Source organism: Serratia nematodiphila DZ0503SBS1 (genome assembly GCF_000738675.1).
GTDB classification, from domain to species: Bacteria; Pseudomonadota; Gammaproteobacteria; order Enterobacterales; family Enterobacteriaceae; genus Serratia; species Serratia nematodiphila.
The window spans coordinates 846,479-870,784 of record NZ_JPUX01000001.1 but is presented as its reverse complement, the minus strand read 5'-3'; the positions used below and the strand labels follow the sequence as shown (position 1 = coordinate 870,784).

At 63.0% G+C, this 24,306-nt stretch carries 25 protein-coding genes and 3 tRNA genes; 10 read left to right on the top strand and 18 right to left on the bottom strand.

Annotated features, from left to right (window positions below; all coding sequences use genetic code 11):
- Positions 1 to 8: 8 nt before the first annotated feature.
- Together rimI and JL05_RS03995 are read right to left on the bottom strand one after the other, a co-directional pair.
- The gene (gene rimI, locus JL05_RS04000; RefSeq protein WP_033631740.1) at positions 9 to 452 is read right to left on the bottom strand and encodes a ribosomal protein S18-alanine N-acetyltransferase; all 444 of its coding nucleotides are present in this window, start codon (positions 450 to 452) and stop codon (positions 9 to 11) included.
- Positions 397 to 834 (bottom strand): DNA polymerase III subunit psi, encoded by a 438-nt coding sequence (locus JL05_RS03995; RefSeq protein WP_033631739.1) that lies wholly within the window; start codon positions 832 to 834, stop codon positions 397 to 399. Before JL05_RS03995 ends, rimI begins: the two co-directional genes overlap by 56 nt.
- A 146-nt stretch (positions 835 to 980) precedes the next feature.
- On the opposite strand from JL05_RS03995, the gene rsmC reads away from it, so the two are divergent.
- A complete protein-coding gene (rsmC, locus tag JL05_RS03990) occupies positions 981 to 2,021 on the top strand; it encodes a 16S rRNA (guanine(1207)-N(2))-methyltransferase RsmC (RefSeq protein ID WP_004933106.1) in 1,041 nt (346 codons plus the stop codon).
- Between the two features lie 50 nt (positions 2,022 to 2,071).
- Here rsmC and JL05_RS03985 read toward each other — a convergent pair whose 3' ends face one another.
- Complete coding sequence (locus tag JL05_RS03985) at positions 2,072 to 3,064, bottom strand: aldo/keto reductase (RefSeq protein WP_033631738.1); 993 nt, start codon at positions 3,062 to 3,064, stop codon at positions 2,072 to 2,074.
- A 118-nt stretch (positions 3,065 to 3,182) separates the two neighbouring features.
- Here JL05_RS03985 and JL05_RS03980 point away from each other — a divergent pair, with 118 nt between their 5' ends.
- The 4 genes from JL05_RS03980 (at position 3,183) to JL05_RS03965 (ending at position 4,535) form a co-directional block, all read left to right on the top strand.
- A complete protein-coding gene (locus JL05_RS03980) occupies positions 3,183 to 4,127 on the top strand; it encodes a LysR family transcriptional regulator (protein WP_015376553.1) in 945 nt (314 codons plus the stop codon).
- A gap of 72 nt (positions 4,128 to 4,199) precedes the next feature.
- Positions 4,200 to 4,286 (top strand) — tRNA-Leu (locus JL05_RS03975).
- A gap of 36 nt (positions 4,287 to 4,322) precedes the next feature.
- Positions 4,323 to 4,409 (top strand) — tRNA-Leu (locus tag JL05_RS03970).
- Positions 4,410 to 4,448: 39 nt separating this feature from the next.
- Positions 4,449 to 4,535 (top strand) — tRNA-Leu (locus tag JL05_RS03965).
- Between the two features lie 89 nt (positions 4,536 to 4,624).
- On the opposite strand, the gene JL05_RS03960 is transcribed toward JL05_RS03965, so the two are convergent.
- Entirely contained in the window at positions 4,625 to 4,909 is a 285-nt protein-coding gene (locus JL05_RS03960; RefSeq protein ID WP_004933115.1) for a DUF1435 domain-containing protein, read from the bottom strand.
- A gap of 258 nt (positions 4,910 to 5,167) precedes the next feature.
- On the opposite strand from JL05_RS03960, the gene JL05_RS03955 reads away from it, so the two are divergent.
- Positions 5,168 to 6,247, top strand: a complete 1,080-nt coding sequence (locus JL05_RS03955) for a GGDEF domain-containing protein (RefSeq protein ID WP_033631737.1) — start codon at positions 5,168 to 5,170, stop codon at positions 6,245 to 6,247.
- 37 nt (positions 6,248 to 6,284) lie between these two features.
- Here JL05_RS03955 and JL05_RS03950 read toward each other — a convergent pair whose 3' ends face one another.
- Positions 6,285 to 6,881, bottom strand: coding sequence for a TetR/AcrR family transcriptional regulator (locus tag JL05_RS03950; RefSeq protein ID WP_033631736.1), 597 nt, complete (start codon positions 6,879 to 6,881; stop codon positions 6,285 to 6,287).
- A 137-nt stretch (positions 6,882 to 7,018) separates the two neighbouring features.
- Here JL05_RS03950 and JL05_RS03945 point away from each other — a divergent pair, with 137 nt between their 5' ends.
- Positions 7,019 to 8,215 carry an MFS transporter gene (locus tag JL05_RS03945; RefSeq protein ID WP_033631735.1) on the top strand — a complete coding sequence of 399 codons (1,197 nt, stop codon included), beginning with the start codon at positions 7,019 to 7,021 and terminating at the stop codon, positions 8,213 to 8,215.
- A 10-nt stretch (positions 8,216 to 8,225) separates the two neighbouring features.
- Here the strand turns inward: JL05_RS03945 and JL05_RS03940 are convergent, their stop codons facing one another.
- Positions 8,226 to 9,137 carry a LysR family transcriptional regulator gene (locus JL05_RS03940; protein ID WP_033631734.1) on the bottom strand — a complete coding sequence of 304 codons (912 nt, stop codon included), beginning with the start codon at positions 9,135 to 9,137 and terminating at the stop codon, positions 8,226 to 8,228.
- Positions 9,138 to 9,245: 108 nt separating this feature from the next.
- Between JL05_RS03940 and JL05_RS03935 the strand changes: the two genes are divergently transcribed.
- A complete protein-coding gene (locus tag JL05_RS03935) occupies positions 9,246 to 10,448 on the top strand; it encodes an MFS transporter (RefSeq protein WP_033631733.1) in 1,203 nt (400 codons plus the stop codon).
- A 1-nt stretch (position 10,449) separates the two neighbouring features.
- On the opposite strand, the gene fucP is transcribed toward JL05_RS03935, so the two are convergent.
- The 7 genes from fucP to JL05_RS03900 are packed head-to-tail and all read right to left on the bottom strand — an operon-like array spanning position 10,450 to position 16,611.
- Positions 10,450 to 11,679, bottom strand: a complete 1,230-nt coding sequence (gene fucP / locus JL05_RS03930) for an L-fucose:H+ symporter permease (RefSeq protein ID WP_033631732.1) — start codon at positions 11,677 to 11,679, stop codon at positions 10,450 to 10,452.
- A 40-nt stretch (positions 11,680 to 11,719) separates the two neighbouring features.
- A complete protein-coding gene (locus JL05_RS03925) occupies positions 11,720 to 12,079 on the bottom strand; it encodes an L-rhamnose mutarotase (protein WP_015376547.1) in 360 nt (119 codons plus the stop codon).
- On the bottom strand, positions 12,076 to 12,852 hold the full coding sequence (locus JL05_RS03920; protein ID WP_033631731.1) for an L-fucose dehydrogenase: 777 nt from the start codon (positions 12,850 to 12,852) through the stop codon (positions 12,076 to 12,078). The genes JL05_RS03925 and JL05_RS03920 overlap by 4 nt, the downstream gene beginning before the upstream one ends.
- Positions 12,830 to 13,693 (bottom strand): amidohydrolase family protein, encoded by an 864-nt coding sequence (locus JL05_RS03915; protein WP_033631730.1) that lies wholly within the window; start codon positions 13,691 to 13,693, stop codon positions 12,830 to 12,832. The genes JL05_RS03920 and JL05_RS03915 overlap by 23 nt, the downstream gene beginning before the upstream one ends.
- 14 nt (positions 13,694 to 13,707) lie before the next feature.
- Entirely contained in the window at positions 13,708 to 14,985 is a 1,278-nt protein-coding gene (locus JL05_RS03910) for an L-fuconate dehydratase (protein WP_033631729.1), read from the bottom strand.
- Positions 14,986 to 14,999: 14 nt separating this feature from the next.
- Complete coding sequence (locus JL05_RS03905) at positions 15,000 to 15,845, bottom strand: fumarylacetoacetate hydrolase family protein (RefSeq protein ID WP_033631728.1); 846 nt, start codon at positions 15,843 to 15,845, stop codon at positions 15,000 to 15,002.
- Between the two features lie 25 nt (positions 15,846 to 15,870).
- Positions 15,871 to 16,611 carry an SDR family oxidoreductase gene (locus tag JL05_RS03900; RefSeq protein ID WP_033631727.1) on the bottom strand — a complete coding sequence of 247 codons (741 nt, stop codon included), beginning with the start codon at positions 16,609 to 16,611 and terminating at the stop codon, positions 15,871 to 15,873.
- A gap of 235 nt (positions 16,612 to 16,846) precedes the next feature.
- On the opposite strand from JL05_RS03900, the gene JL05_RS03895 reads away from it, so the two are divergent.
- Positions 16,847 to 17,605 (top strand): FadR/GntR family transcriptional regulator, encoded by a 759-nt coding sequence (locus tag JL05_RS03895; protein ID WP_033631726.1) that lies wholly within the window; start codon positions 16,847 to 16,849, stop codon positions 17,603 to 17,605.
- Positions 17,606 to 17,731: 126 nt separating this feature from the next.
- Positions 17,732 to 18,874, top strand: coding sequence for a D-alanyl-D-alanine-carboxypeptidase/endopeptidase AmpH (ampH, locus tag JL05_RS03890; RefSeq protein WP_015376541.1), 1,143 nt, complete (start codon positions 17,732 to 17,734; stop codon positions 18,872 to 18,874).
- Between the two features lie 33 nt (positions 18,875 to 18,907).
- Here the strand turns inward: ampH and hpaC are convergent, their stop codons facing one another.
- The 5 genes from hpaC to hpaI form a co-directional block, all read right to left on the bottom strand.
- On the bottom strand, positions 18,908 to 19,423 hold the full coding sequence (hpaC, locus tag JL05_RS03885; RefSeq protein WP_004933156.1) for a 4-hydroxyphenylacetate 3-monooxygenase, reductase component: 516 nt from the start codon (positions 19,421 to 19,423) through the stop codon (positions 18,908 to 18,910).
- Positions 19,424 to 19,439: 16 nt separating this feature from the next.
- On the bottom strand, positions 19,440 to 21,002 hold the full coding sequence (gene hpaB / locus JL05_RS03880) for a 4-hydroxyphenylacetate 3-monooxygenase, oxygenase component (RefSeq protein WP_004933158.1): 1,563 nt from the start codon (positions 21,000 to 21,002) through the stop codon (positions 19,440 to 19,442).
- Between the two features lie 178 nt (positions 21,003 to 21,180).
- On the bottom strand, positions 21,181 to 22,077 hold the full coding sequence (hpaA, locus tag JL05_RS03875) for a 4-hydroxyphenylacetate catabolism regulatory protein HpaA (protein ID WP_004933161.1): 897 nt from the start codon (positions 22,075 to 22,077) through the stop codon (positions 21,181 to 21,183).
- A gap of 34 nt (positions 22,078 to 22,111) precedes the next feature.
- The gene (gene hpaX / locus JL05_RS03870; protein ID WP_033631725.1) at positions 22,112 to 23,482 is read right to left on the bottom strand and encodes a 4-hydroxyphenylacetate permease; all 1,371 of its coding nucleotides are present in this window, start codon (positions 23,480 to 23,482) and stop codon (positions 22,112 to 22,114) included.
- A 3-nt stretch (positions 23,483 to 23,485) separates the two neighbouring features.
- Positions 23,486 to 24,280, bottom strand: a complete 795-nt coding sequence (gene hpaI, locus JL05_RS03865) for a 4-hydroxy-2-oxoheptanedioate aldolase (RefSeq protein ID WP_033631724.1) — start codon at positions 24,278 to 24,280, stop codon at positions 23,486 to 23,488.
- Positions 24,281 to 24,306: the final 26 nt, after the last annotated feature.

Below are 24,306 nucleotides of genomic sequence, written 5' to 3'. Positions count from 1 at the left end.
CGGGCTGATTACGCCAGCGGCAGCGCCATCACGATCGCGTCTTCGCGGCCGTGGGCGCTCGGGTAATAATTGCGGCGCACGGTGACTTCGTTGAAACCGAGATCTTCATACAGCGCGATCGCCGCCTGGTTGGAGGCGCGCACCTCCAGCCACAGCGTGACCACGCCGCGGCTCTCCAGCTGTTCGATCAACGCGTTGAGCAGCAGGCGGCCAAAGCCCCGGCGCTGGTGCTGCGGATGAATGGCGATGTTGAACAGCGTGGCTTCGTCCAGCACGATCTGCGTGATGGCGAAACCCGCCATCTCCCCATCGGCGCTCAGCTTCAGGTTAAGGTAGCGATCGCCCTGATTGCTGGCGAAGGTGGTTTCCGTCCAGGGGAAAGCGTGGCTGGCTTGCTCAATGTTGAAGGCCGTGGCCAGGTCGGCCGCCGTCAGGGTAGAAATCGTGTTCATGATGACAAATCTGCTGCCAGAGGGCGCGTTTGGCCCCCGCGTCTTGGGAAAGCTCGGCCAGCGCCGGGCTGTGTAGCTGCGCGCCGGCGACCGCGAGCGGTTCCGCCACGCCCAGCCGCCAACTGTTGCATGCGGTCTCTGCAGGCAGCATCGCCACCTGTTCCGGCGTCAGGCTGTAGGTTTGCGCCGGCGTCAGCCCCAGGCTGCGCAGCACGTCGCAAAACAGCGGATCGTCGGGCGCCGGCAGCGTCTGCGCCACCACCAGCAGGCGCGCCTCGGGTGGCAGACTGACCGCCACTTCGCCCTGCAACACGCCCGGGCGGCGCAATGTCCACTGCGTAATACCCAGTTGTTGTAACAGCCAGTCGCGTTTTGATGCCATGCCGATTCCTACCCGTTGTGGTGCGCCATGCCTGCCATGCGCCGCGCTATGCTAACAAACCCGCGCAGCCCGCGCCAACAAACCCGTCGAACATATCGCCACAAAGCTCTATAATCCCCGGTCTCATTTCCAGGAGCCAATATCTGATGTCTGCATTAACCCCCGCCAGTGAAGTCATGCTGCGCCACAGTGATGAATTTATCGAACGCCGCGTGCTGTTTGCCGGCGACCTGCAGGACAGCCTGCCGGCCCAATTCGAGGCCGCGGACGTGCGCGTCCACACTCAGCAATACCATCACTGGCAGTTACTGAACCGGACGATGGGCGATAACGTGCAGTTCGGTTTGACCGTCGATCCCGCTTTCGTCGCCGACTGCGACACGCTGGTTTACTACTGGCCGAAGAGCAAGCAGGAAGCGCAATTCCAGCTGTGCAACCTGCTGGCGCTGCTGCCGGTGGGCGCGGACGTGTTCGTGGTCGGTGAAAACCGCAGCGGCGTGCGCAGCGCCGAGCCAACGCTGGAAGGCCACGTCACGCTGGTGAAAATCGACAGCGCGCGCCGCTGCGGCCTGTATCACGGCCGCCTGGACGCGCAGACCGAGTTCGACCTGAACGAGTGGTGGGACAGCTATCAGCTGCACGATCTGGAAGTGAAAACGCTGCCGGGCGTGTTCAGCCGCGACGGCCTGGACGTCGGCAGCTCGCTGCTGCTGTCGACGCTGGAAAAACACATGAAAGGCAAGGTGCTGGACATCGGCTGCGGCGCCGGCGTCATGGCCTCGGTGATGGCCAAGCTGTCGCCGAAGGTGAAACTGACCCTCAGCGACGTCAATGCCGCCGCGGTGGAATCCAGCCGCGCAACGCTGGCCGCCAACGGCATCGAAGGCGAAGTGATCGTCAGCAACGTTTACTCCGATATCACCGGCCGTTTCGACATGATCATCTCCAACCCGCCGTTCCACGACGGGCTGCAGACCAGCCTGACCGCTGCCGAAACGCTGATCCGCGGCGCGGTGAAGCACCTGCCGATCGGCGGCCAGTTGCGCATCGTCGCCAACGCCTTCCTGCCCTACCCGGACATTCTGGACGCCACCTTCGGCAGCCACGAAGTGCTGGCGCAAAACGGCCGCTTCAAGGTGTACCAGGCGACCGTCGGCCGCCCGCCGCGCGCGCCGAAGAAAAAATAAGTTTCCGTTGGCGGAAAACGACAGAGCGCGGCCCGAGGCCGCGCTTTTTTTTAGCCGTTGATATAGGTCATCGACTCCGCGCCGTAGCGATCGCCGGCCGCCGCGCTCAGCGGAAACACCGCTTCTATCGCCGCCAGTTCAGCCGCGCTCAGCGCGATCTCCGCCGCGGCGACGTTCTCTTCCAGATAGCGACGGCGTTTGGTGCCGGGGATCGGCACAATGTGTTCGCCCTGCGCCAATACCCAGGCCAGCGCCAACTGAGAAGGCTTGACGCCCTTCTGCGCCGCCAGCTCGCTCACCTTCGCCACCAGCGCCAGGTTGCGGGCGAAGTTTTCCCCCTGGAAACGCGGGTTACTGCGGCGGAAATCGTCCTCGGCCAGATCCTCCGGCCGCCGGATAGCGCCGGTGAGGAAACCGCGCCCTAACGGGCTGTAGGGCACAAAACCGATGCCCAGGCGCTCGCAGGCCGCCAGCACGCCCTGCTCGGCGTCGCGCGTCCACAGCGAATACTCGGTCTGCAGCGCGGTGATCGGATGCACCTTGTGCGCCCGCTCCAGCGTGGCGACCGACGCCTCGCTCAGGCCGATGTGGCGGATCTTGCCTTCTCGGATCAGATCCGCCATCGTACCCACGACGTCTTCGATCGGCACTTGCGGATCGACCCGGTGCTGATAATAGAGATCGATCTCCTCCACGCCCAAGCGCCGCAGGCTCCCCTCTACGGAGCGCCGGATATACTCGGGCCGGCTGCTGACGCCGCGCGCCGAAGGATCCGCCGGATCGCGCAGGATGCCGAACTTGGTGGCCAGGAACACCTGTTGCCGCTTGCCCCTGATCGCCTCCCCCACCAGCTCTTCGTTGGTGTGCGGCCCGTACATGTCGGCGGTGTCGAGCAGCGTGACGCCCAACTCCAGCGCCCGGTGCAGCGTGGCGATGGCTTCCTGCCGATCGGCGCCGGTGGAATAGAAGTCGCTCATGCCCATGCATCCCAGCCCCAGGGCGGAGACGACGGGACCGTTGGAGCCGAGTTTACGTTGTTGCATTGTGCTGCCCTCATGCGGTGAATGGATAACGCAGCAAAGTCTGGTTGTTTACACGACAAAGATAAATAATGCAGATTGCACATCACTGTTCAAAAATCACCAACAATCCGGAGTGGACATGGATCAGGTTCAAGCCATGCGCATTTTTACCCGCATCGTCGAACTGGGCAGCTTCAGCCGGGCGGCCGAACGTCTGCAGCTGCCGCGCGCCACGGTCAGCAACGCGCTGAAACGGCTGGAACAGCGGCTGGGTGTGCGCCTGCTGATCCGCACCACCCGCCAGGTGCAGGTGACCAGCGAAGGCAGCCTCTATTACCAGCGCTGCGTGCAGCTGCTGGGGGCGCTGGAAGAGGCGGACACGCTGTTCAGCCAGCATAAGCTGCAGCCGTCCGGCAAGGTGCGCATCGATATGCCCCATTCGCTGGCGCGCGAGGTGGTGATTCCGGCGCTGGACGACTTTTATCGGCGGTATCCCGACATCACGCTGGCGCTGGGCGCCAACGACACCCACGTCGATCTGTTGCGCGAAGGCGTGGACTGCGTGCTGCGCGCCTGGGAAACCGAAGACGACGGCCTGGCGGCGCGGCGCATCGCCCAGCTGCCGCAGGTCACCTGCGCTTCCCCCGCTTATCTGCAGGCCCACGGTACGCCGCTTGACATCGATAGCCTGGAGCCGCATCGCGCGGTGGGGTATTTTTCACTGGCCAGCAACCGCGATTACCCGCTGGAATTCTGCCGCGGCGGCAAGCTGGAACTGCGCGAGCTGCCCGCCCGGCTCAGCGTCAGCGGCGCCGACGCCTACATCGCCGGCGCACGCGCCGGCATGGGATTGATTCAGGCGGCGCGCTATTCGCTGGCGCCCTGGCTGAAACAGGGAGAGCTGGTGGAAGTGTTGGCGGACACGCCGCCCCCGCCGATGCCGATTTACATCATGTATCCGCCCGGCCGTTTCCTGGCGCCGCGGGTCAGGGTGTTGATTGATTGGCTGATTTGGCTGTTTGACCAGCAGAAAAGCGGCGATATGGCTGTTTTTCCAGCAAACGCCCGCAAAGCGGGGAAATAACTGTTGACGTGCCCGCCAAAATCTCTAGAATTCGCCTCCGTGGTAACGTTACTCCGGTAATGTTTCTGGTACGCGAAGGTGGCGGAATTGGTAGACGCGCTAGCTTCAGGTGTTAGTGTCCTTACGGACGTGAGGGTTCAAGTCCCTCTCTTCGCACCAAATAACCACATGATTTATATTGCACTCAGCATCGATGCGAAGGTGGCGGAATTGGTAGACGCGCTAGCTTCAGGTGTTAGTGTTCTTACGGACGTGAGGGTTCAAGTCCCTCTCTTCGCACCAAGCTGGCGACGTAATATAAATCAAAGCAACATCGACTGTGCGAAGGTGGCGGAATTGGTAGACGCGCTAGCTTCAGGTGTTAGTGTCCTTACGGACGTGAGGGTTCAAGTCCCTCTCTTCGCACCAATTGATGATCTCTCCGGTAGTTCCTTCGAAAAAATCCCAACGCATTGATGATAAACACGCTTAAGCGTGGTTTTGCCGTTTCTGGCGTTTCACCCAAAGCTGAAGTTGAGGCTGACTGCCGCCAGGCCGCCCGCCAGCGCCATGCAGGAAGGCAGCAGCAGATAGTGGCGCAGCCGGCTATTGAACAGCATCACCAGCGTGGCCAACATCGCTATCACGATCAGGGTGCGCAACTGCAGCATATCCAGGTTGATCAAGGCCAGCAGCGGCATCAACGCACAAGGTAGCAAAACGCCCCAGGCGCTGGCCAGGCGATCCCCGAGGCACCAACTGACGCCCCACAGCCCGCACGCGGCAATCATGGCAGTGAGCATGACCCCCTCCTTAAGTGATAATGATAACCAATATCATATAACACTTTTTTGGCCGCTGCATCATTTTCACTGCGCTGACCAAACTCAGATGACACCAGCAGGAAAAAATGATAATTTGACATAAGAAAATTCCTAGTCCTGTTTGCATGATAATAATCACAATCCTCAACCATGCAATTCAAGTGGATATTCGCGCCAAAGGAATGCTTCTCAACCTTAATTATTCGACAGAACGACTTTGCAAAGAGTGACCTCCGTATGAACGCCCGTTCTTATCAGGAATTACTGAACAGCAAGCAGCGCCTGGCATTATTTCTTTTTCTGATAATGAATGCCGCCTCTTCCGTATTTACATTATTGTTCCCTTTTAGGGATACGCCCGCATTTACCCTACCTTTATTATGTATACCGCTATTTTGTCTGGTAGCGGCGCTATTTTCCCTGCAAACACCACGTAACTATTTGTGCAAACTCAACCTGTTCGCCAGCGTACTCGGCCTGCTCTGGGCCGCACATATTTACGTTAAAAGTCAATATTGCCTACCGAATAACCAAGATTTTTTATTAATTAGTTTGTTTAGCATCTTTTTTATCAGCGCTATTTCTCTGACGGATAACTTTACCGCCTTTTGTTTACACGCCGTACCTTCCGCAATGATGATCCTGGCTTTAGACGGCATGCATAATACCCTGCGGATATTATTCACCACGCTATTACCTATTATCGCTTTCTCCATTCATCACCTGATGTTGAAACGCAGTGAAATCTTTACCCACGCGCTGGTGGCCAACCTGTATAACGAGCGGGACAAATTCAATAATTTGAGCATGCTCGATCCCCTGACCGGCCTTTATAACCGACGTGGGCTGGAGAATAAGATCACTATGCTGCTGGAACCGCAAACCGGCCACCATTACGTGCTATTGCTGGATATCGACCACTTCAAGGTCTACAACGACAGCTACGGCCACGCCATGGGCGATCGGGCTTTGGTGCAGGTGGCGGTCGCCATCCGCGATGCGGTGCGTTCGCGCGATATCGTGGTGCGTTACGGCGGGGAAGAGTTTTTGGTGCTGCTGACCAACGTGCACGAAGGCTACGCGGCGCAGCTGGCCGAGCGGGTGCGCCAACGCGTGGCGGAACTGAACATCCCGCACGGCGCCAGCCCGCAGCACAGCGGCACGCTGACGCTTAGCGCCGGCATCTCCGCGCTGGAAAAACTGGACATCGAATCGGCGATAGGCGCAGCCGACGCCGCGCTCTATCTGGCGAAACACAGCGGCCGCAACAATATCCAGCTGGCGCAAAACGTCCAGCCCGTCGTCATTCACCCTTAAGCCGCCGCCGAAACGGCGCGGCGGCCGTCAGTAAAACTTAAGCAGAGGTGGAACGCAGCCCGTTCAACAACAGGTTCAAACTGGCCAAGGCCTGCTCCAGCGCCACGTCTTTTTCCGGCTGATGGGCGACCCACAGCGCAGCATCCATCAGGCCGCCATTGATTAAATGCGCCAGCGCTTCCGGTTCGGCGGTAGCGATACGCCGCTGCGCCATCAACGCCTGTAAGGCCCCCGTCATCCAGGTGATGCAACCCAGCTTGCTGGCCTGCAGATAGTCGGCTCCCAGCACCGAGGGCGAATCGCGTAACAGAATGCGCTGCGATTGCGGCTCCGTCATCATGATCAGATAACCGCGGCAACGCCCCGCGAAGGCCTCCCAGTCATCTGGCGTGCTGGCGGTAATGTCGGCGAGGTGCGCATCCATTTCGGCGTCGATTTCCTGCACGACGGCCAAAAACAATCCCTTCTTGTCGCCAAAATGGTGATAGAGCGCACCGCGCGTCATACCGGCTTGCGCAGTAAGCTCATCCATCACCGTCTCGGCATACCCCACGCCGCCGAACTGCTGACGGGCGGCCGCCACCAGCTTACGCCGGGTTTCTTCAATCATTTCTGTGCGCGCTTTACGTGCCATGGATTCACTCCCGTCTCGCCATTGATGACGTTATAATTGACATACGCTATGTATGTCAATTAACGTAACATACGTGGCGTATGTCAATGATGGGCATTGCGCGAATACCGAGCCGCCAACATTCAGGAGCCCTATTCATGGCTAATCCTTATTTCACACTGTTCAGCGCACCGGGCAGCAAGGCGTTTTCCTCTGCCGGGTTGATCGCGCGCCTGCCGATCTCAATGACCGGTATCGGCATCATCACCATGCTTTCGCAGGTACGCGGCTCCTATTGGCTGGCGGGTGCGGTGGCGGCGACATTCGCCTTTTCCATGGCGCTGCTCGCGCCGCAAATCGCACGCGCGGCGGACCGCTACGGCCAAAACCGCGTGCTGCCCTACGCCACCGGGGTCAGCGCACTCGCCCTGTTGCTGCTGCTGATCTGCACCCACTATCGGGCGCCGGACTGGACGCTGTTCGTCTTCGCCGCGCTCGCGGGCGGCATGCCCAGCATCTCCGCGATGGTCAGAGCCCGCTGGAGCGAAATCTATCGCGGCACGCCGCAGCTGCACACGGCGTATTCATTCGAGTCCGTACTGGATGAGGTCGCCTTTATCGTCGGCCCGCCGATCGCCGTGGGGCTCAGCGTTGCGCTCTTCCCTGAAGCCGGCCCTCTGGCGGCCGCGCTGCTTCTGGTGGCGGGCGTTTCGGCATTCGCCTGGCAAAAAAGCACTCAGCCCCCGGTTTATCCCCGCAATAACCAGCGGCAGCGCGCCATCCTGGCCATGCCGTCGATGCAGATCCTGGTGCTGGCGCTGATCGCGCTGGGCACCATCGTCGGCACCGTGGACGTCATCAGCGTGGCCTTCGCCGAGCAGCAGGGGCAGCCGGCCGCCGCCAGCATCGTGCTGTCGGTTTACGCAGGCGGCTCCTGCCTCGCCGGGCTGATTTTCGGCGCAATAAAGCTGCCGTCCCCATTGCCTCGGCAGTTCTTATACGCCGCCTTCGCCACCGCACTCACCACTCTGCCGCTGCTGTGGGTGCACAATGTCTTAACGCTGGCGGCGGCGATGTTTGTCGCCGGATTGTTTTTCGCGCCGACCATGATCGTCGCCATGGGGTTGGTTGAACGCCTCGTGCCGCCTTCACGTTTGACGGAAGGATTGACCTGGATGGTGACCGGCCTGGGGGTTGGCGTGGCGCTCGGCGCCGCCTTGGCGGGGCTGGCGATCGATGCGCTGGGTATCAAGGCCGGCTTTGGCGTCACGCTCACGGCTGGCCTGGTCGTACTGCTGGTGGCGGCCGGCGGCTATCGCTTAATGCGGCGAACGCTGGCCGTGCAAGCGGCATGAACCGCTCGCGCTAGGCGCTTTCCCAAATCGCCTTGCCCTGCCAGCGCCGTTCGATCGCCGCCAGAAACAGTTTCACCTTGGGGGAAAGGTGGCGCCGGCTGGGATAGACGGCGCAGATCGGCGGCCCCGGGCGACAATAGCGCTCCAGTATCGGCAGCAGCGTGCCGGCCGCAATCTGCTCACCGACCAGAAACGCCCCTACCTGACACAGACCGGCCCCGGCGACGGCCGCATCCCGCAATGCCTCGACGTTGTTGAAACGCATCCGGCCGCGCACCGGCTGTTCGTGCAGTTGACCGTTAACCCGATAGCGCCAGGGCGCCGGCAATCCCTGGTGGCTGAAGACCAGCGTCTCGTGATCGCCCAACGCCTCCGGTTTCGCAGGCGTACCGTGCCGCGCCAGATAGTCCGGCGCCGCGCAGGTGATCAGGCGATGCGGCGCGAGCACCCGCCGCACCAGTCGGCTGTCGTCGCTGCCGCCGACGCGGATCGCCACGTCGATGCCGTCGCGCACCAAATCGCTGTAATCGTCGGAGAAGCTGACGTCGGCGTCCACCTCCGGCCACTGCGTCAAAAATTCCCGCAGAATCGGCAAAATATGCAACCGCCCCAACGAGACCGGCACATCCAGCCGCAGCCGCCCGCGCGGGGTTTGCCGCCGCGTATTGAGCGCCGTTTCCGCCTCTTCGGCCTGCGACAGGATGCGCTGCGCATACTCGTAAAATACCGCGCCGTCTTCGGTCAGGCTGACGCTGCGCGTGGTGCGCTGCAGCAGCCGGGTCGCCAATCGCGCCTCCAATCGGGTCACGCATTTGCCCGCCGCCGATCGGGAGATGCCCAGCCTCTCGGCCGCCAGCGTGAAGCTGCAGGCATCGGCGACGCGAATGAATACCAGCAGGTCGGTCAGGTTATCCAACGGCATAGACGGTAAATTAGCCACGATTTGTCCCCAATGTTGCGCATTCAGGCCAGTTTATCAGCCATTTTGGCGCGGATACACTGAGGTTCTTCATCTGTTGGGAGAGTCATTATGAGTGCCTTACACGCCGACGGCGGCGCAAAAGCGTGGCTGGCGACCCTCACGGTCGGCCTGTCCACCTTTACCGTCGTCACCGCAGAAATGCTGCCCGTCGGGCTGCTGACCCCGATCGTCAATACCCTGAACGCGACGATCGGCCGCGCCGGGCTGCTGATTTCCCTGCCGGCCCTGTTCGCCGCGCTGTTCGCCCCGCTGGTGGTGCTGGGCGCCCGGCGCACGGACCGCCGCAGTCTGTTGGCAGGCTTTCTGCTGCTGCTGATCGCCGCTAACCTGCTGGCCGCCGCCGCCACCTCCCTGGCGCTGCTGTTCGCTGCGCGCATTCTGCTGGGCTTTTGCATCGGCGGTATCTGGGCCATCGCCGGCGGGCTGGCGGAACGCCTGGTGCCGCCGGTCTCCGTCGGATTGGCGCTGTCCATCATCTTCGGCGGCGTAGCGGCGGCCTCGGTGTTCGGCGTGCCGCTCGGGGTATTCCTCGGCGAAGCGCTGGGCTGGCGCATGGCGTTTCTGGCGGTCGCCGTTCTGGCGGCGCTGACCCTGCTGCTGCTGGTGTGCGTGCTGCCGCCGCTGCCGGTCACGCAGGCGATAAGCTGGCGGTCGTTCACCGCGCAGCGCGCGAATCGCCGGCTGCTGACCGGGCTGCTGCTGACGTTTTTGCTGGTCGCCGGTCACTTTATGGCTTACACCTTTGTCCGTCCGCTGCTGCAGACGGTCTCCGGCATCGAGAGCCGCTGGGTGGGGCCGCTGCTGTTCGCCTACGGCGTCACCGGCCTCGTCGGGAATTTCATCGCCGGCCAGGCCGCCGCCAAACGGCTGCGCCGCACCCTGGCGCTGATCGCCCTCGGGCTGGCGCTCGCCGTCCTGCTGCTGCCGCTGCTGGGCCACGCGCCGCTGAGCGGCGGCGCCTTCCTCCTGCTGTGGGGCATCGCCTACGGCGGCGTTTCCGTTGCGCTGATGGCGTGGATGCTCAAGGCGGCGCCCGATGTGGTCGAGGTCGCCTCTTCGCTGTATATCGCGCTGTTTAATCTGGCGATTTCCTGCGGTTCGCTGGCGGGCGGGCTGGTGGTGGACGCCGGAGGCTTGACGATAAACGGCGCGCTGTCCGGCATGGTGCTGCTGCTGGCGTTGGCCATCCTGATGCGAACCCGCCCGCAGGCGCTGACAACGGCGGCGAAGCCCGATTCGCCGCCGGGTTGAATCAGCCGCGGCGCTGCCGCAGGCCATAAACCAGCACCACCGCGAAGCACAGCAGCGGCAGCAGATAAGAGAACGCGGTGCTGTAGCGGTCGGCCAGCGCCCCCATAAAGTACGGCATGATGGCGCCGCCGACGATCGCCATGATCATGAACGAGCTGGCGCGCTTGGTGTGCTTGCCCAGATTTTTCACCCCCAGGGCGAAAATGGTCGGGAACATGATCGACATAAAGAAGAACACTGCGATCAGCGCCACTACCGACACCCCGTCGACGCTCAGCATCACCACGCCGCACAGCGCGATGTTGATCAGCGCATAGGCCGCCAGCAGCGTCGCCGGTTTGACCCGCCCCATCAGCCAGGTGCTGAAGAAGCGCCCGACCATAAAGCAGATCATGGCGATCGACAGCAGGTAAGAGGCGTTCTGGTTAGACACCTCGCGCCAGTGCTCGGTGGCGTAGTTGATGAAGAACGCCCCGACGCCCACCTGCGCCGCCACGTAGAAGAACTGTGTGATAACCCCGCCGACGAAATGCGGATGCTGCCACAATCCCTGCGCTATCACGCCTTGCACCGGTTTTTCCTCTTCGCGGATCGCCGGCAGCCGGGTGCGGCTGAACAACAGCGCGATCAGCAGTACCAGCGCGGCGATCGCCACATAGGTCATCTTCACCGCGCTCTGATCGCCGTCGCCGGCGGACTGGCCGGCGGAGAAGAACAGCGTGCCGCCGATCAGCGGGCCGATAAACTGCCCGAGGCCGTTGAACGACTGCGCCAGGTTGAGCCGCCGTTCGGCGCCCTGCGCGTCGCCCAGCACCGTGGCGTACGGGTTGGCCGCCGTTTCCAGGCACCCCAGGCCGCTGGCGATAACGAACAGCGCAAACAGGAATACGCCGAAGCTGTTGGCCGACGCCGCCGGCACGAACAGCAGCGCCCCCAGCGCGTACAGGCACAGCCCGACCAGAATCCCCGCCTTATAACCCTTGCGATCCATAAAGTACCCGGCGGGCAGCGCCACCAGGAAATAGGCGCCGAAGTAGGCCGCCTGCAGCAACCCCGACTGCGCCTTGGTGACGTGCAACGTCTCCTGAAAATGTTTGTTCAATACGTCCAGCAGGCCGTAGGACAGCCCCCACATGAAGAACAGGCTGGTGACCAGGATAAAGGCCCAGCGCAGATTGGCGGTCACGGGGACGCCCGGCTGCGCGGAGGCCGCACTTTTTTCAGCAAGCATGGTGATACCCTCGTATCGTCTGGCGATGATGATGTTGGCGTTATTGCTGTTGCAGAGAGAAAATCCGCGCCATTTCCACCCATTTTTCACCCTGCGGCGTCCAGGGGGTGGCGGCCTGGTAGTGCCACATCAGCGCTTCCCATCGCTGTACTTCGGGGTTGTTCAGGCTGGCGGCGTCAAAGCGCGCGGCGTCGAAATCGGCGCTGACCTCCACGATCATGAACAGCCGGGTGCCCAACCGGTAAATTTCCATGTCCAGAATGCCGTGCTCGCGCAAATGCGCGGCGATGCCCGGCCAAATGCGCTGATGATGCTGCTGGTACTCCGCAATCAGCGCCGGTGAGTCAATCAGATCGAGCGCCTGGCAGAAACGGCGCCGCCCTGCCGCCGCGCCGCTCACGTCAGCGCCCGATCGAGATGCAGGTAGCCGCCATCCACCGACAGCCACTGCCCGGTGGTGTGCGATGACCGCGACGACAGCAGAAACGCCACGGTGTCGGCGATCTCCTGCGGCGTGGTCATGCGCTGCCCGAGCGGAATGCGCGCAGTGATCTTCTCCATCTGCCGCTGCGGCTCGGCGAAGGTGTTGAGCCAGCGCTGGTACTGCGGGGTGATCACCTCCGCCGGCACCACCGCGTTCACCCGCACCCCGTCATGACGGAGCGATACCGCCCATTCGCGCGTCAGCGCCAGCACCGCGCCCTTGGCGGCGGTGTAACCGCTGGTGCCCCCCTGGCCGCTGAGCGCGGTCTTGGAGGCGATGTTGACGATGGCGCCCCGGCTCTCCCGCAGCGCCGCCTGGCACAGGTGCGCCATCAGGTAGTAGTGCACCAGGTTCTTTTCCAGCGAACCGACGAACGCTTCACGCCCCGCCTCCAGCCCGACGCCGTCATTGACCCCGGCGTTATTCACCAGTCCGTCGATGCGGCCGAAGGTCGCCAGCGTCTGGCTGACAGCCCGGCGGCAGGCCGCCTCGTCGCACAGTTCGGTGAGGATCACCCCGGTGCACGGCTGCAGCCGCTGCAAATCGGCCAGCAGCGCCGCCTCCGGCGCGGCGTTAGTGACCAGCACCGGGATCGCCCCTTCCTCGGCCAGCACATGAGAAATCGCCGCGCCAATGCCGGAACCGCCGCCGGTAACCAACACCACCTTATCTTGCAGATACAGATCCATAACCAGACTCCGTTAAACCGTAAATTCGCCAGGCGGTGCCGCCCCAAATCGCCGCCTGTTCGGCGGCCCCCAGCGTCGACAGCGCCTGTTCGCACAGTTGCACCACCTGGCGGTAGTCGCCGGCCAACAGGCACACCGGCCAGTCGGAGCCGAACATCAGCCGCTGCGGGCCGAACGCCTCCAGCGCGGCGTCGAAGAACGGCAGCAGCTCCTCCGCCCGCCACCGCCCGCCCGGCGCCTCGGTGATCAGTCCCGAGAGCTTGCAAGCCACGTGCGGCAATGCCGCCAGCGGCCGGATTTGCTGCGCCCAGTGCCGCGCACCGCGCGCCACGTCCGGCTTGCCGAGATGATCCAGCACCAGCCAGTGTTGGTCGTGGCGGGCGGCAAACGCCGCCGCGGCCGCCAGATGCCGGTGCGTCACCAGGATCTCGTACACATACCCGGCGCGCTGCAGCGTTTGCATGCCGCGTTCCACCTCCGGCCGCGCCAACCAGGCCGCCGGATCCGCTTCGCCCTGCACCTGATGGCGCACCCCGCACAGCGCGCGATAAGGCCGCAAAGTTTCCAGACGCTGCGCCAGCTGTGGCGAAGCGATATCCAGCCACCCCACCACGCCGCATACGCCCTCGCTCTGCTCAGCCAGCGCCAGCAGGGCCAGCGTCTCTTCCTCGCTGGGGCGCGCCTGCACCGCCAGCGCGCCGTCGAAACCGTGTTCCTGCAACAGCGGCCGCAGCCGGGGCGGATCGAAATCCTGCCGCAGCACGCGCATCCGCTCGTCGATCCACGGGTAGTGCTGCGGGTGGTAGCGCCAGTAGTGCTGGTGAGCGTCGATGCGCGGCATGCGATCCTCCCGCTTCACCCGCGGAACCGATATTGCTCGATCGACGACGGATGCATCTCGATCGAGTAACCGGGCCGGCTCGGCGGCATGTAGGCCGCGCCCTTGATCACGCAGGGATCGACAAAGTGTTCATGCAAATGATCGACGTACTCGATCACCCGGCCCTCGTGGGTGCCGGCAATGCACAGGAAGTCGATCATCGACAGGTGCTGCACGTATTCGCACAGCCCGACGCCGCCGGCGTGCGGGCAGACCGGCAACTGGTATTTGGCCGCCATCAGCATCACCGCCAACACTTCGTTGACGCCACCGAGGCGACAGGCGTCGATCTGCACCACGTCCACCGCGCCGCGCATGATGAACTGTTTGAACATGATGCGGTTCTGGCACATCTCGCCGGTAGCCACCTTGACCGGCGCTACCCCTTCGCGGATGCGGCGATGCCCTTCCACGTCGTCCGGGCTGGTCGGCTCTTCGATAAACCAGGGTTTGGCGAACGCCAGATGCTTCACCCACGGAATGGCTTCATCGACTTCCCACACCTGGTTGGCGTCGATCATCAGCCGGCGATCCGGGCCGATCACCTCACGCGCGATGCGCACCCGGCGAATGTCGTCTTCCAGATCGCGCCCAACCTTCAGCTTCAGGTAGGAGAAACCGGCGTCGACCGCCTCCTGGCACAGGCGGCGCAGCTTGTCGTCCGGATAACCCAGCCACCCTGCCGAGGTGGTGTAGCAGGGATACCCTTCCTGCAGCAACCGCTCCAGGCGGCGTTCTTTGCCCTCGGCCCGCTGTTTCAGCAGCGCCAGCGCTTCCTGCGGCGTGATGCAGTCGGTGATGTAACGGAAGTCGATGCAGCGCACCAGCTCCTCCGGCGTCATCTCTGCCACCAGCCGCCACACCGGTTTGCCGACCGATTTGGCCCACAGATCCCACACCGCGTTGACCACCGCGCCGGTCGCCAGGTGAATGGCGCCCTTGTCCGGCCCGATCCAGCGCAGCTGGCTGTCGCTGGTGAAGCGCCGCCAGAAGGCGCCCATGTCAGCGGCGATATCCTCCAGCCGCTCGCCGACGATCTGATGCTCCAGCGCGCGGATCGCCGCGCAGCAGATCTCGTTGCCGCGCCCGATGGTGAACGTCAGCCCGTGGCCGCTGAGATCCGCGCGATCGGTCTCCAGGATCACGTAGGCGGCGGAATAGTCGGGATCCGGATTCATGGCGTCGGATCCGTCCAGCCCCAGCGACGTGGGGAAACGAATGTCTTCAACCCGCAGTGCGGTAATGGTGGTCATGGCGGCGCTCCCGGTTAAGCCTGTACGGTTTGCTGGCGCTGTTCGCCCAGCCCTTCGATACCCAGACGCATCGTCTGGCCCGCCCGCAGGTAGATGGGCTGCGGTTTCTGCCCCATGCCGACGCCCGGCGGCGTGCCGGTGGAGATCACGTCGCCCGGCTGCAGGCTCATAAAGCGGCTGAGGTAGCTGACGATCTGCGGAATGCGGAAGATCATGGTGCTGGTGTTGCCGTCCTGATAGCGCTTGCCGTCCACCTCCAGCCACAAATTCAGGCTATGCGGATCGGCGATCTCGTCGGCGGTCACCAGCCAGGGCCCGATCGGCCCGAAGGTGTCGCAGCCTTTGCCCTTGTCCCAGGTGCCGCCGCGCTCAATTTGATATTCGCGTTCTGAGACGTCGTTGATCACGCAATAACCGGCGACGTGGCGCATCGCATCCGCTTCGCTGATGTAGCGCCCGCCCAGGCCGATCACCACGCCCAGCTCCACTTCCCAGTCGGTTTTCTGCGAGCCGCGCGGGATCTCTACCCGGTCGTAGGGGCCGACCACCGCGCTGGTCCATTTGTTGAACACCACCGGTTCTTCAGGAATGGCTGCGCCGGTTTCCGCCGCGTGATCGGCGTAATTCAGGCCGATGCAGATGAACTTGCCGATGCCGCCGACGCAGGCGCCGAGGCGCGGCTGCCCTTCGACCAGCGGCAGCGCGGTGCTGTCCAGCGCGCGCAGTTTGGCGAGCGACGCCGGCGATAACGCGGCGCCGCCCACGTCGGCGATATGCTGCGACAGATCGCGCAGGCGACCTTGCGCATCCAACATGCCGGGGCGCTCTTGCCCGGGTTCCCCATAACGTAAAAGTTTCATGCCTTCCTCTCTCAAAAATGACGGATCAGTTGCTCCAGCCGCCGTCGATGATCTGCACCGTGCCGGTGGTGTACGAACTGGCGTCGGAGGCCAGATACAGCGCCAATTGGGCGATCTCCTCGGTGGTGCCGATGCGCCCGATCGGCTGACGGGCGACGAACGCCTGATACACCTCTTGCTCGCTGCGCCCCTGTTCGCGCGCCTGCTCATTGATGCGCTGGCGCAGCGACGGCGATTCCACCGTGCCGGGGCAGATGGCGTTGCAGCGGATGCCCTGGGTGACGTAATCCGCCGCCACCGAGCGCGTCAGGCCAATCACCGCCGCTTTGCTGGCGCCGTAGGCGAAGCGGTTCGGCACCCCTTTCACGCTCGAAGCCACCGAGGACATGTTGATGATCGAGCCTTTGCCGCGCGCCAACATGCCCGGCAGGAAAGCGCGGATCATGCGGAACATCGCGGTCACGTTGAGATCGAGCGCGAACGCCCACTGATCTTCGCTGCAATCGAGGATCGATCCGCTGTGCACCACGCCTGCGCAGTTGAACAGCACATCGATCGGGCCGATCGCCTCCGCCGCCGCCGCGATGGCGGCCGGATCGGTGACGCTCAGCGCCAGCGCGCGGATCCCGGCGCAGCCCTGCAGGCGCTCGAGGTTGATGTCGCTGGCGATCACCTCGGCACCGGCGGCGGCGAACAGCCTGGCGGTGGTAAAACCGATCCCTTGCCCGGCGGCGGTGATCAGTACGCGTTTCCCGGTTAAATCCATCTTGACTCCTCGGCCTAAAGGTCTAATGGTCAGGCCACTAAAGGCGATTAAAGGTCAGGCCTCTAACATGACAAAAGACGCTTTACGCGTTATCGTTGGGGGAAGAAGTTAATAAAACAGCCTTGAAACCACATTTCAATTAACCATTTTTTTACACTTGAATAACGATTACTCAAGCGCCTTGTCGCATAATTGTGCGCCAAATCACTGAACGCCGAATCGTCAAAGGTCAAAAATGCCGATTACCCGACTGGAAAACCCAAGGATTTACAGACAGATAGCCGACCAGCTCAAACGTCTTATCGAGAATAACGAATTTCCGCCTGGCAGCCGCCTGCCCTCGGAGCGCGATCTTGCCCAGCAGTTGCAGGTCAGCCGCGCGTCGGTGCGCGAGGCGCTGATCGCGTTGGAAGTGATCGGCCTGGTGGACGTCAAGGTGGGCAACGGGGTGATCGTGCGTTCGCAAACGCCGCCGCCAACGTCGCAGGAATCGGTGATGGCCCAGGCCGGCCGCAACCAGTGGGCGGAGATCGACGACGAACTGAATATCGAGCTGGATTTCAACGCCGAGCTGCCGCCGTTTTCACTGCTGCAAACCCGCCTGCTGATTGAACCGGAGACCGCCGCGCTGGCCGCGCGCCACGCCACCGACGAGGAGCTGGCAGGCATCCGCGCCGCCTATGAGCAGAACTGCCGCGATAACCGCGCCGGCTCCGCCACCCACCCCGGCGATCGGCTGTTCCACATCCGCATCGCCCAAGCCAGCGGCAACCCGGCTTACGCGTTCATCATCGGCCATCTGCTCGGCCACCGCTACGGCAGCATGTTCCGCGTGCTGCAGCGCCACTATACGCCGGACGACATGCCGCACCGCTCCGAGCTGGAACACCGGGCGATCCTGGCGGCGATCGAAGCGCGCGACGTGCGCGGCGCCCGCAAAGCGATGAAGGCGCACCTGGATGAAGTGATCGCCATTTTCGCCCGCGCGCAGTAAGCCGCCGGCGGTTAAAAAATTTTATCGCCACCGCTCTTTTTTCTACATGCAGCGGGGGGGCGGGCGCATTACACTGGGCGATGGATTACGCCCTTTCCCGCTGCATTGTTAAATGGATAACGACCGTTGAAGAACTCTGTCTCCGCTTTATTGCTGGCGCTGGGCCTGTGCGCCGCGCCGCTGGCCGTGCAGGCCGCGCCCCCGCAGCTGGCTTCGCAAATCGTCGACCAGTATGCCGAACATATTTTCTACAACAGCGGCGCCACCGGCATGGCGCTGGTGGTGATCGACGGCAATCAGGTGGTTAACCGCAGCTTCGGCGACACCAAGCCCGGCAACAACCTGCGCCCGCGCCCGGATTCGCTGATCCGCATCGCCTCGATCACCAAGCTGATGACCAGCGAAGTGATGGTGAAAATGGCGGCGGCAGGCCAGGTCAAGCTGACCGACCCGCTGCGCAAGTACGCTCCCAAGGGCGCCTATGTGCCGTCTTACAACGCCGGCCAGCCGATCACGTTATTGAACCTGGCCACCCACACCAGCGCGCTGCCGCGCGAGCAGCCGGGCAAGAAGCCGCCGAAAACGCCGGTGTTCACCTGGCCGACCAAGGCTCAGCGCTGGCAGTGGCTGGCGCATGCCAACGTCACGGTGCCGCCGGGCGTGCGCGCCGCGTATTCCAACCTGGCGTACGATCTGCTGGCCGACGCGCTGTCGCGCGCCGCGGGCAAGCCTTACAGCGCGCTGCTGAAAGAGAAAATCACCGCGCCGCTCGGCATGGTCGACACCACGTTGACGCCGAGCCCCGAACAATGCTCGCGCCTGATGGTGGCGGCGGCCGGCCCGAGCGCCTGTCGCGACACCACCGCCGCGGCCGGCAGCGGCGGCGTCTACTCCACCCCGCGCGACATGCAGCGCTGGATGCAGCAGTTCCTCTCCTCCAGCGCCAGCGGCCCGCGCAAAGCCACCGCCGCCAGCGAGCAAACCATGTACTTCCAGCGCCACGATCTGGTGTCGCTGAAGGGCATGGACGTGCCGGGGCAAGCGGATGCATTGGGATTGGGCTGGGTGTATATGGCGCCGAAGGACGGGCTGCCGGGCATCATTCAGAAGACCGGCGGCGGCGGCGGATTCATTACCTACATGGCGATGATCCCGGCGAAAAACGTCGGGGTGTTCGTGGTGGTGACCCGCTCGGAGCTGAGCAAGTTCACCAACATGAGCGATCCGGTCAACCGTCTGGTGAGCGATCTGGCGGCCAACAAGAGTTGAGATGAGGGGCGCAGCCAACGGCCCCCCCACGCCTCAGGCCGGCACCGCCATCTGGTGGATCACCGAATGGAAGTTGCGCTTGAAGTAGATCAGGCCGTTGCCGGCTTCGCTCAGCGCGATCTGCTTGATCTGCACCAGGTACATCTGGTGGGTGCCGATGCTCTGGATCTGCTCGATCTCCCCTTCCAGGCTGGCCAGGGTATTGCGCAATACAGGCTGCCCCAGCGCGCCAAGCTGCCACTCTTCCAACCGGAAACGATCTTCCATGCTGACGCCGGTCATGCCGGCGAAGTGGCGCGCCATCAGTTCCTGTTCGTGGTTGAGCACGTTGACGCACAGCCTGCGATTTTCCTGAAATACCGGGTTCATCGCGCTGTTGCGGTTGATGCACACCAGCAGCGTCGGCGGCGTATCGGTTACCGAGCACACCGCCGTGGCGGTGATGCCGCAGCGCCCCGCCGGGCCGTCGGTGGTGACGATATTCACCGCCGCCGACAGGCTGGCCATCGCGTCGCGAAAGCGCAACCGCTGTTCATTTTCCTGAGACATACAACCTCCTCCTGAATTACTTCAGCAGATTATCCAACTGATTAATATCGTCATTGTTCCGCAGGTGCGGCACCTTCCAGCCGTGCTGATCGTAATCGGCCAGGCACTTGTCGACCATCTGCATCATGCGATCCATGTTGCCGGATCCCTGCGCGTGGCGCAGGCACTGCAGGCGGATCTCATCCTGGCTGCCGGCGTAGTTGATCTCATACAGCTCGTGACGGCCGCCGAATTCGCTGCCGATCGCATCCCACATCAGCTTGAGGATCTTGATGCGTTCGACGTGATCCATGCCGTCCGATCCGCGCACGTAGCGCGCCAGGTACTTGTCGATCTCCGGGTTGTTCATGTCGCGCACGCTGGACGGCAGGTAGATCAGGCCGCTGGTGACGTTCTTCTCGATGATGTGTTTCACCTTGGTGTAGGCCATCGGCGCCATCACGCGGTAGGTCTGCAGCGCGGCGGAATCCGGCAGGTAGGCGCCGTTTTCCCATTGCGTGGCTTCGGCGCACATTGCGTCGCTCAGCGACCAGAACAGGTTGCGCCAGGCCACCACTTCGCCCAGATCGGCCTGCACGCCGCGGAACTCCAGCACGCCGGTGCACGAGAGGCTCTTTTGCAGCAGCGCGGTGATGAAGTCCATCTTCACCGCCAGGCGCACGCAGGCCTGCAGCGGGAACAGCCGGGCGAAACCGCCCTGGGTGCTCCAGCGGCGACAGCGGTCGAAATCGCGGTAGATCAGCACGTTTTCCCACGGGATCAGCACATGATCCATGATCAGGATCGCGTCGTTCTCGTCGAAGCGGCTGGTCAGCGGGTAGTCGAACGGCGAACCGGTCGCGCCGGCCACCAGCTCGTAGGAGGCGCGCGAAATCAGCTTCACCCCTTCGGCGTCCATCGGCGCCACGAACATCAGCGCGAAGTCCGGGTTATCGCCCATCACCTGCGCCGAACCGAAGCCGATGAAGTTGTAGTGGGTCAACGCCGAGTTGGTGGCCACCACTTTGGCGCCGCTGACGATGATGCCGGCGTCGGTCTCTTTCTCCACCTGAATGTAGACGTCCTTCACCTCGTTGACCGGCTTATGGCGGTCGATCGGCGGATTGACGATGGCGTGGTTGAAATAGAGCCCGGTTTCCTGAATGCGTTTGTACCAGTGGCGCGCGTTGTCGGCGAACTGGCCGTAGAACTCCGGATAAGCGCCCAGCGCGCAGCCGAAGGCCGCCTTGTAGTCCGGCGTACGCCCCATCCAGCCATAGCTTTGGCGCGACCAGTCGGCGATGGCGTCGCGCTGCTGACGCATCTCTTCCGGGCTGCGGGCATAGCGGAAGAATTTGTGGGTGTAGCCGCCGTTGCCGGTGTCGGTATTCCAGCACAGGCGATCCTGGCTGGCCGGATCGTGCAGCGCGTCATACAGCTGGCCGACAGACGCCGCCGCGTTGCGGAACGCCGGGTGGGTGGTGACGTCTTTCACGCGCTCGCCGTAAATGTAAATTTCGCGGCTGTCCTGCAAACTTTTCAGGTATTCGGCGCCGGTGAACGGGCGTTTGCTGTCGGCACGAAAGTCTTCTGGTTTCATCGGGTCTTCCTCGTCATCGGCATTTTTCAGGCCGTGGAGTCGGCCATTTGTTAAAATAATGTTTTCTTTTGGTTGCTTAATTGAAGCTGCCAAAGCCGGTTTCGAGAAGAGACTTTTGCGGCAATCGCCGGTACTTTTCAGGTCAGTTTGCCGCTTTCGCGGCAAACTGTGATCGCGGTTACGAAAGGGCGTGTTGCGCCGCGCGGTAGGTCGAAGGGGAACAGCCTTCCAGCCGATTGAAAAACCGGGCGAAATAGGCCGGATCCTTGAAGCCGAGGCTGTAGGCGGTTTCATGCACCGTGCAGGCGCTGAACAGCAGCATGCGTTTGGCCTCGCGCAGCAGCCGATCGAAGATCAGCCGCTTGGGCGGCCGATTGGCGAAGCGCCGACACAGGTCGTTGAGCCGCGATTCGGTCACCCCCAACGCCTGCGCATACTCCGGCACCGGCAGGTGCTCGCGAAAACGCTCGTCCACCATCTTGTTGAAGCGCTGGAACAGCTGCAGTTCGCCACGCACGCCGCTGTTGGCGCTGTCTTCCAGCGCGGTGTTGCGCAGCAGCAGCGTGAACACCGCCTGCGCCAGCAGCGCCAGCGTCTGTTCGCGCCCGGCCAGGTTCTGCGCGAACTCGCGGCGGATCAGCGCCCAATAGTGGCTGAGCGCCGTCAGCTCCTGCGGCGCGTCGGCCAGCGACAGACAGATGCCCGGCATGTCCAGCGCCAGGTTGCTGCCGGGGTACAGGCGCTCCAGCAGCGGCCAAATCAACTCCTGACGCACCGTCAGCACGTGGCCGTCGCTGTCCGGTTCAGTGAAGAACGCATGCGGCACCGACGGCGGCGTGAGGATGAACAGCGGCGCCTGCACCGAATAGTGCTGATCGTCGAGCTGCAGCTCTATCTTGCCGGTCTCCAGAAAATGCACCTGGAAGAAGCAGTCGTGCCAGTGCACCTGCATGTCGCGGCCGAAGAACGCAGCCAGCCCGGCGAAGGTTTCGTAATGCACCTCGTCGGCGGCGTAGCGCGCGTCATACTCTTTGCAAATATCGATGTTGGCGATAAAACCGGTACTTTTCCGCACCTCATTACCTCCTGCAATCCTGCCTGTCTGCGTATCAAGGCGTCGCTCTCGGGCGCGAATCCTTCATCGGGATGCGCCACACCAGCACGGCGCCGACGATCAACAGCGCCGAGACGAAATACAGCCCGGAGTTGAAGCTGCCGGTCAGATCCTTGAACCAGCCGATCAGCAGCGGGCTGAGCGCCGATCCGATGTTGCCGGTGGCGTTGATCACCGCGATCCCCACCGCTCGCGCTTCCAGACTGATCGACTGATCCGGCGTGGTCCAGAAGATCGCCATGGCGGTAAAGGAACCGACCGACGCCATCACGATCCCCAGCAGCTGGATCAGGCTGTGATCGGTGGCGGACGCCAGCAGCCAGCCGGCGGCGGCGAACAGGTACGGCAGCGCGGTGTGATGCTTGCGCTCCTGCAGCCTGTCGGATCGTTTGCTCCACCACACCATGCCGGCGATGGTGCAGATCTGCGGGATCGCCGCCAGAATGCCGATCGTCACGTTGCTGCTGCCCTGGTTGAAGCTCTGCAGGATCTGCGGCGTCCAGATATTGATCGCGCTCAGGGTGTTGGTCAGGCAGAAATAGGCCAGCGTGTACATCAGCACGATCGGCGTGAAAATCTCGCGCCACAGGCTACGCTGCTGCAGCGCGCGGTGGCTGCTCGGCCCGTTGGGTTGCACCAGCTGCAGCTTGTCGGCCTCCATCATCGCCTTCAGGCTGGCTTTTTCCTCGTCGGTCAGCCACTTGGCCTTGGCCGGCGTATCGTCGAGATAGAACCACACCACCACGCCCAGCAGCACCGACGGAATGCCTTCCAGCAGGAACAGCCACTGCCAGCCCTTCAGGTTCATCACCCCGTCCAGCGCCAGAATATAGCCGGAGACCAGCGAACCGATCGCCATGGTCACCGGCATGGCAATCATGAACAAGGCGTTGGCGCGGGCGCGGTAGAACGCCGGGAACCAGTAGGTGAGGTACACCAGAATGCCCGGCAGAAAGCCGGCCTCGGTGATGCCGACGATCATGCGCAGCACGTACAGGCTGGTGGGTCCGGTGGCAAACATGGTGCAGGTGGAGGCGATGCCCCACAGCACCATGATGGTGGCGATCCAGCGCCGCGCGCCGACCCGGCTCAGCATCATGTTGCTGGGAATGCCGAAGATCACGTAGGTGACATAGAACAACGTCGCCGCCAGCCCGAACATGGTCGAGCTGAGGCCGAGATCTTTGCCCATCGTCAGCCCGGCGAAGCCGATGTTGATGCGGTCGAGGAAAGAGAAAACAAACAGCACGAACAGGAAAATAATCAGGCGCCGAAACAACTTTTTAATCACCGATTGCTCGGCGGCGGTTAACGCTTTATGTTGCTGCGCCGGGTTGGCCGGCGGCAGCGAATCGACGTGGTTCATGGTTCAGTAGACTCCCGATGAAGGCGCTTGCGCCCCGCCCTGTTTGAACTCGTCCGCCAGGGCTTCCGCCGCCCGCGCCAGCAGGGTGGTATCCACCCCTACCGCGACGAACAGCGCGCCGGCTTCCAGATAGCGCTGCGCCAGCGCCTTGTTGGCCATCAAAATGCCCGGCGCCTTGCCGGCGGCGCGGATGCGCGCGATGGCGTCATCGATGGTGCGCTGCACCTCCGGGTGCTGCGGATTGCCGGCGAAGCCCATGTCGGCGCTGAGATCCGCCGGGCCGATGAACACGCCGTCCACCCCTTCCACCTGCAGAATGGCGTCGAGGTTTTTCACCGCCTCGCGGGTTTCAATCTGCACCAGCACGCACATCTGCTCGTCGGCCTGCTGCAGGTAATCGGGCACCCGGTTCCAGCGCGAAGCGCGCGCCAGGGCGCTGCCGACGCCGCGCACGCCGTGCGGCGGATAGCGCGTGGCGCGCACCGCGTCGCGCGCCTGTTCGGCGTTCTGAATCATCGGGATCAATAAGGTTTGCGCGCCGACGTCCAGCAGTTGCTTGATGATCACCGCGTCGTTCCACGGCGGCCGCACCACCGGCTGGCTGGGGTAAGGGGCGACCGCCTGCAGCTGCCCCAGCACCGTCTGCACGTTGTTGGGCGCATGTTCGCCGTCGATCAACAGCCAGTCGAAACCGGCGCCGGCCAGCAGCTCGGCGCTGTAGCTGCTGCACAGCCCGAGCCACAGCCCGATCTGCGGGCGTTTTTCCTGCAGCGCCCGCTTGAAGTGGTTGGTTAACATCGCATTCTCCCTGACAAGCGGGCGCG

Coding starts and splice junctions, on each gene's coding strand:
- JL05_RS03960 (WP_004933115.1), bottom strand. CDS start 4,909: ATGCTCACTGCCATGATTGCCGCGTGCGGGCTGTGGGGCGTCAGTTGG.
- JL05_RS03910 (WP_033631729.1), bottom strand. CDS start 14,985: ATGACCACCATTACCGCACTGCGGGTTGAAGACATTCGTTTCCCCACG.
- JL05_RS03900 (WP_033631727.1), bottom strand. CDS start 16,611: ATGGATTTAACCGGGAAACGCGTACTGATCACCGCCGCCGGGCAAGGG.
- JL05_RS03985 (WP_033631738.1), bottom strand. CDS start 3,064: ATGCAACAACGTAAACTCGGCTCCAACGGTCCCGTCGTCTCCGCCCTG.
- rsmC (WP_004933106.1), top strand. CDS start 981: ATGTCTGCATTAACCCCCGCCAGTGAAGTCATGCTGCGCCACAGTGAT.
- JL05_RS03920 (WP_033631731.1), bottom strand. CDS start 12,852: ATGGATCTGTATCTGCAAGATAAGGTGGTGTTGGTTACCGGCGGCGGT.
- JL05_RS03950 (WP_033631736.1), bottom strand. CDS start 6,881: ATGGCACGTAAAGCGCGCACAGAAATGATTGAAGAAACCCGGCGTAAG.
- JL05_RS03980 (WP_015376553.1), top strand. CDS start 3,183: ATGGATCAGGTTCAAGCCATGCGCATTTTTACCCGCATCGTCGAACTG.
- rimI (WP_033631740.1), bottom strand. CDS start 452: ATGAACACGATTTCTACCCTGACGGCGGCCGACCTGGCCACGGCCTTC.
- JL05_RS03995 (WP_033631739.1), bottom strand. CDS start 834: ATGGCATCAAAACGCGACTGGCTGTTACAACAACTGGGTATTACGCAG.
- hpaI (WP_033631724.1), bottom strand. CDS start 24,280: ATGTTAACCAACCACTTCAAGCGGGCGCTGCAGGAAAAACGCCCGCAG.
- JL05_RS03915 (WP_033631730.1), bottom strand. CDS start 13,693: ATGCCGCGCATCGACGCTCACCAGCACTACTGGCGCTACCACCCGCAG.
- JL05_RS03895 (WP_033631726.1), top strand. CDS start 16,847: ATGCCGATTACCCGACTGGAAAACCCAAGGATTTACAGACAGATAGCC.
- hpaB (WP_004933158.1), bottom strand. CDS start 21,002: ATGAAACCAGAAGACTTTCGTGCCGACAGCAAACGCCCGTTCACCGGC.
- JL05_RS03945 (WP_033631735.1), top strand. CDS start 7,019: ATGGCTAATCCTTATTTCACACTGTTCAGCGCACCGGGCAGCAAGGCG.
- JL05_RS03905 (WP_033631728.1), bottom strand. CDS start 15,845: ATGAAACTTTTACGTTATGGGGAACCCGGGCAAGAGCGCCCCGGCATG.
- JL05_RS03935 (WP_033631733.1), top strand. CDS start 9,246: ATGAGTGCCTTACACGCCGACGGCGGCGCAAAAGCGTGGCTGGCGACC.
- hpaC (WP_004933156.1), bottom strand. CDS start 19,423: ATGTCTCAGGAAAATGAACAGCGGTTGCGCTTTCGCGACGCGATGGCC.
- JL05_RS03955 (WP_033631737.1), top strand. CDS start 5,168: ATGAACGCCCGTTCTTATCAGGAATTACTGAACAGCAAGCAGCGCCTG.
- hpaX (WP_033631725.1), bottom strand. CDS start 23,482: ATGAACCACGTCGATTCGCTGCCGCCGGCCAACCCGGCGCAGCAACAT.
- fucP (WP_033631732.1), bottom strand. CDS start 11,679: ATGCTTGCTGAAAAAAGTGCGGCCTCCGCGCAGCCGGGCGTCCCCGTG.
- JL05_RS03940 (WP_033631734.1), bottom strand. CDS start 9,137: ATGCCGTTGGATAACCTGACCGACCTGCTGGTATTCATTCGCGTCGCC.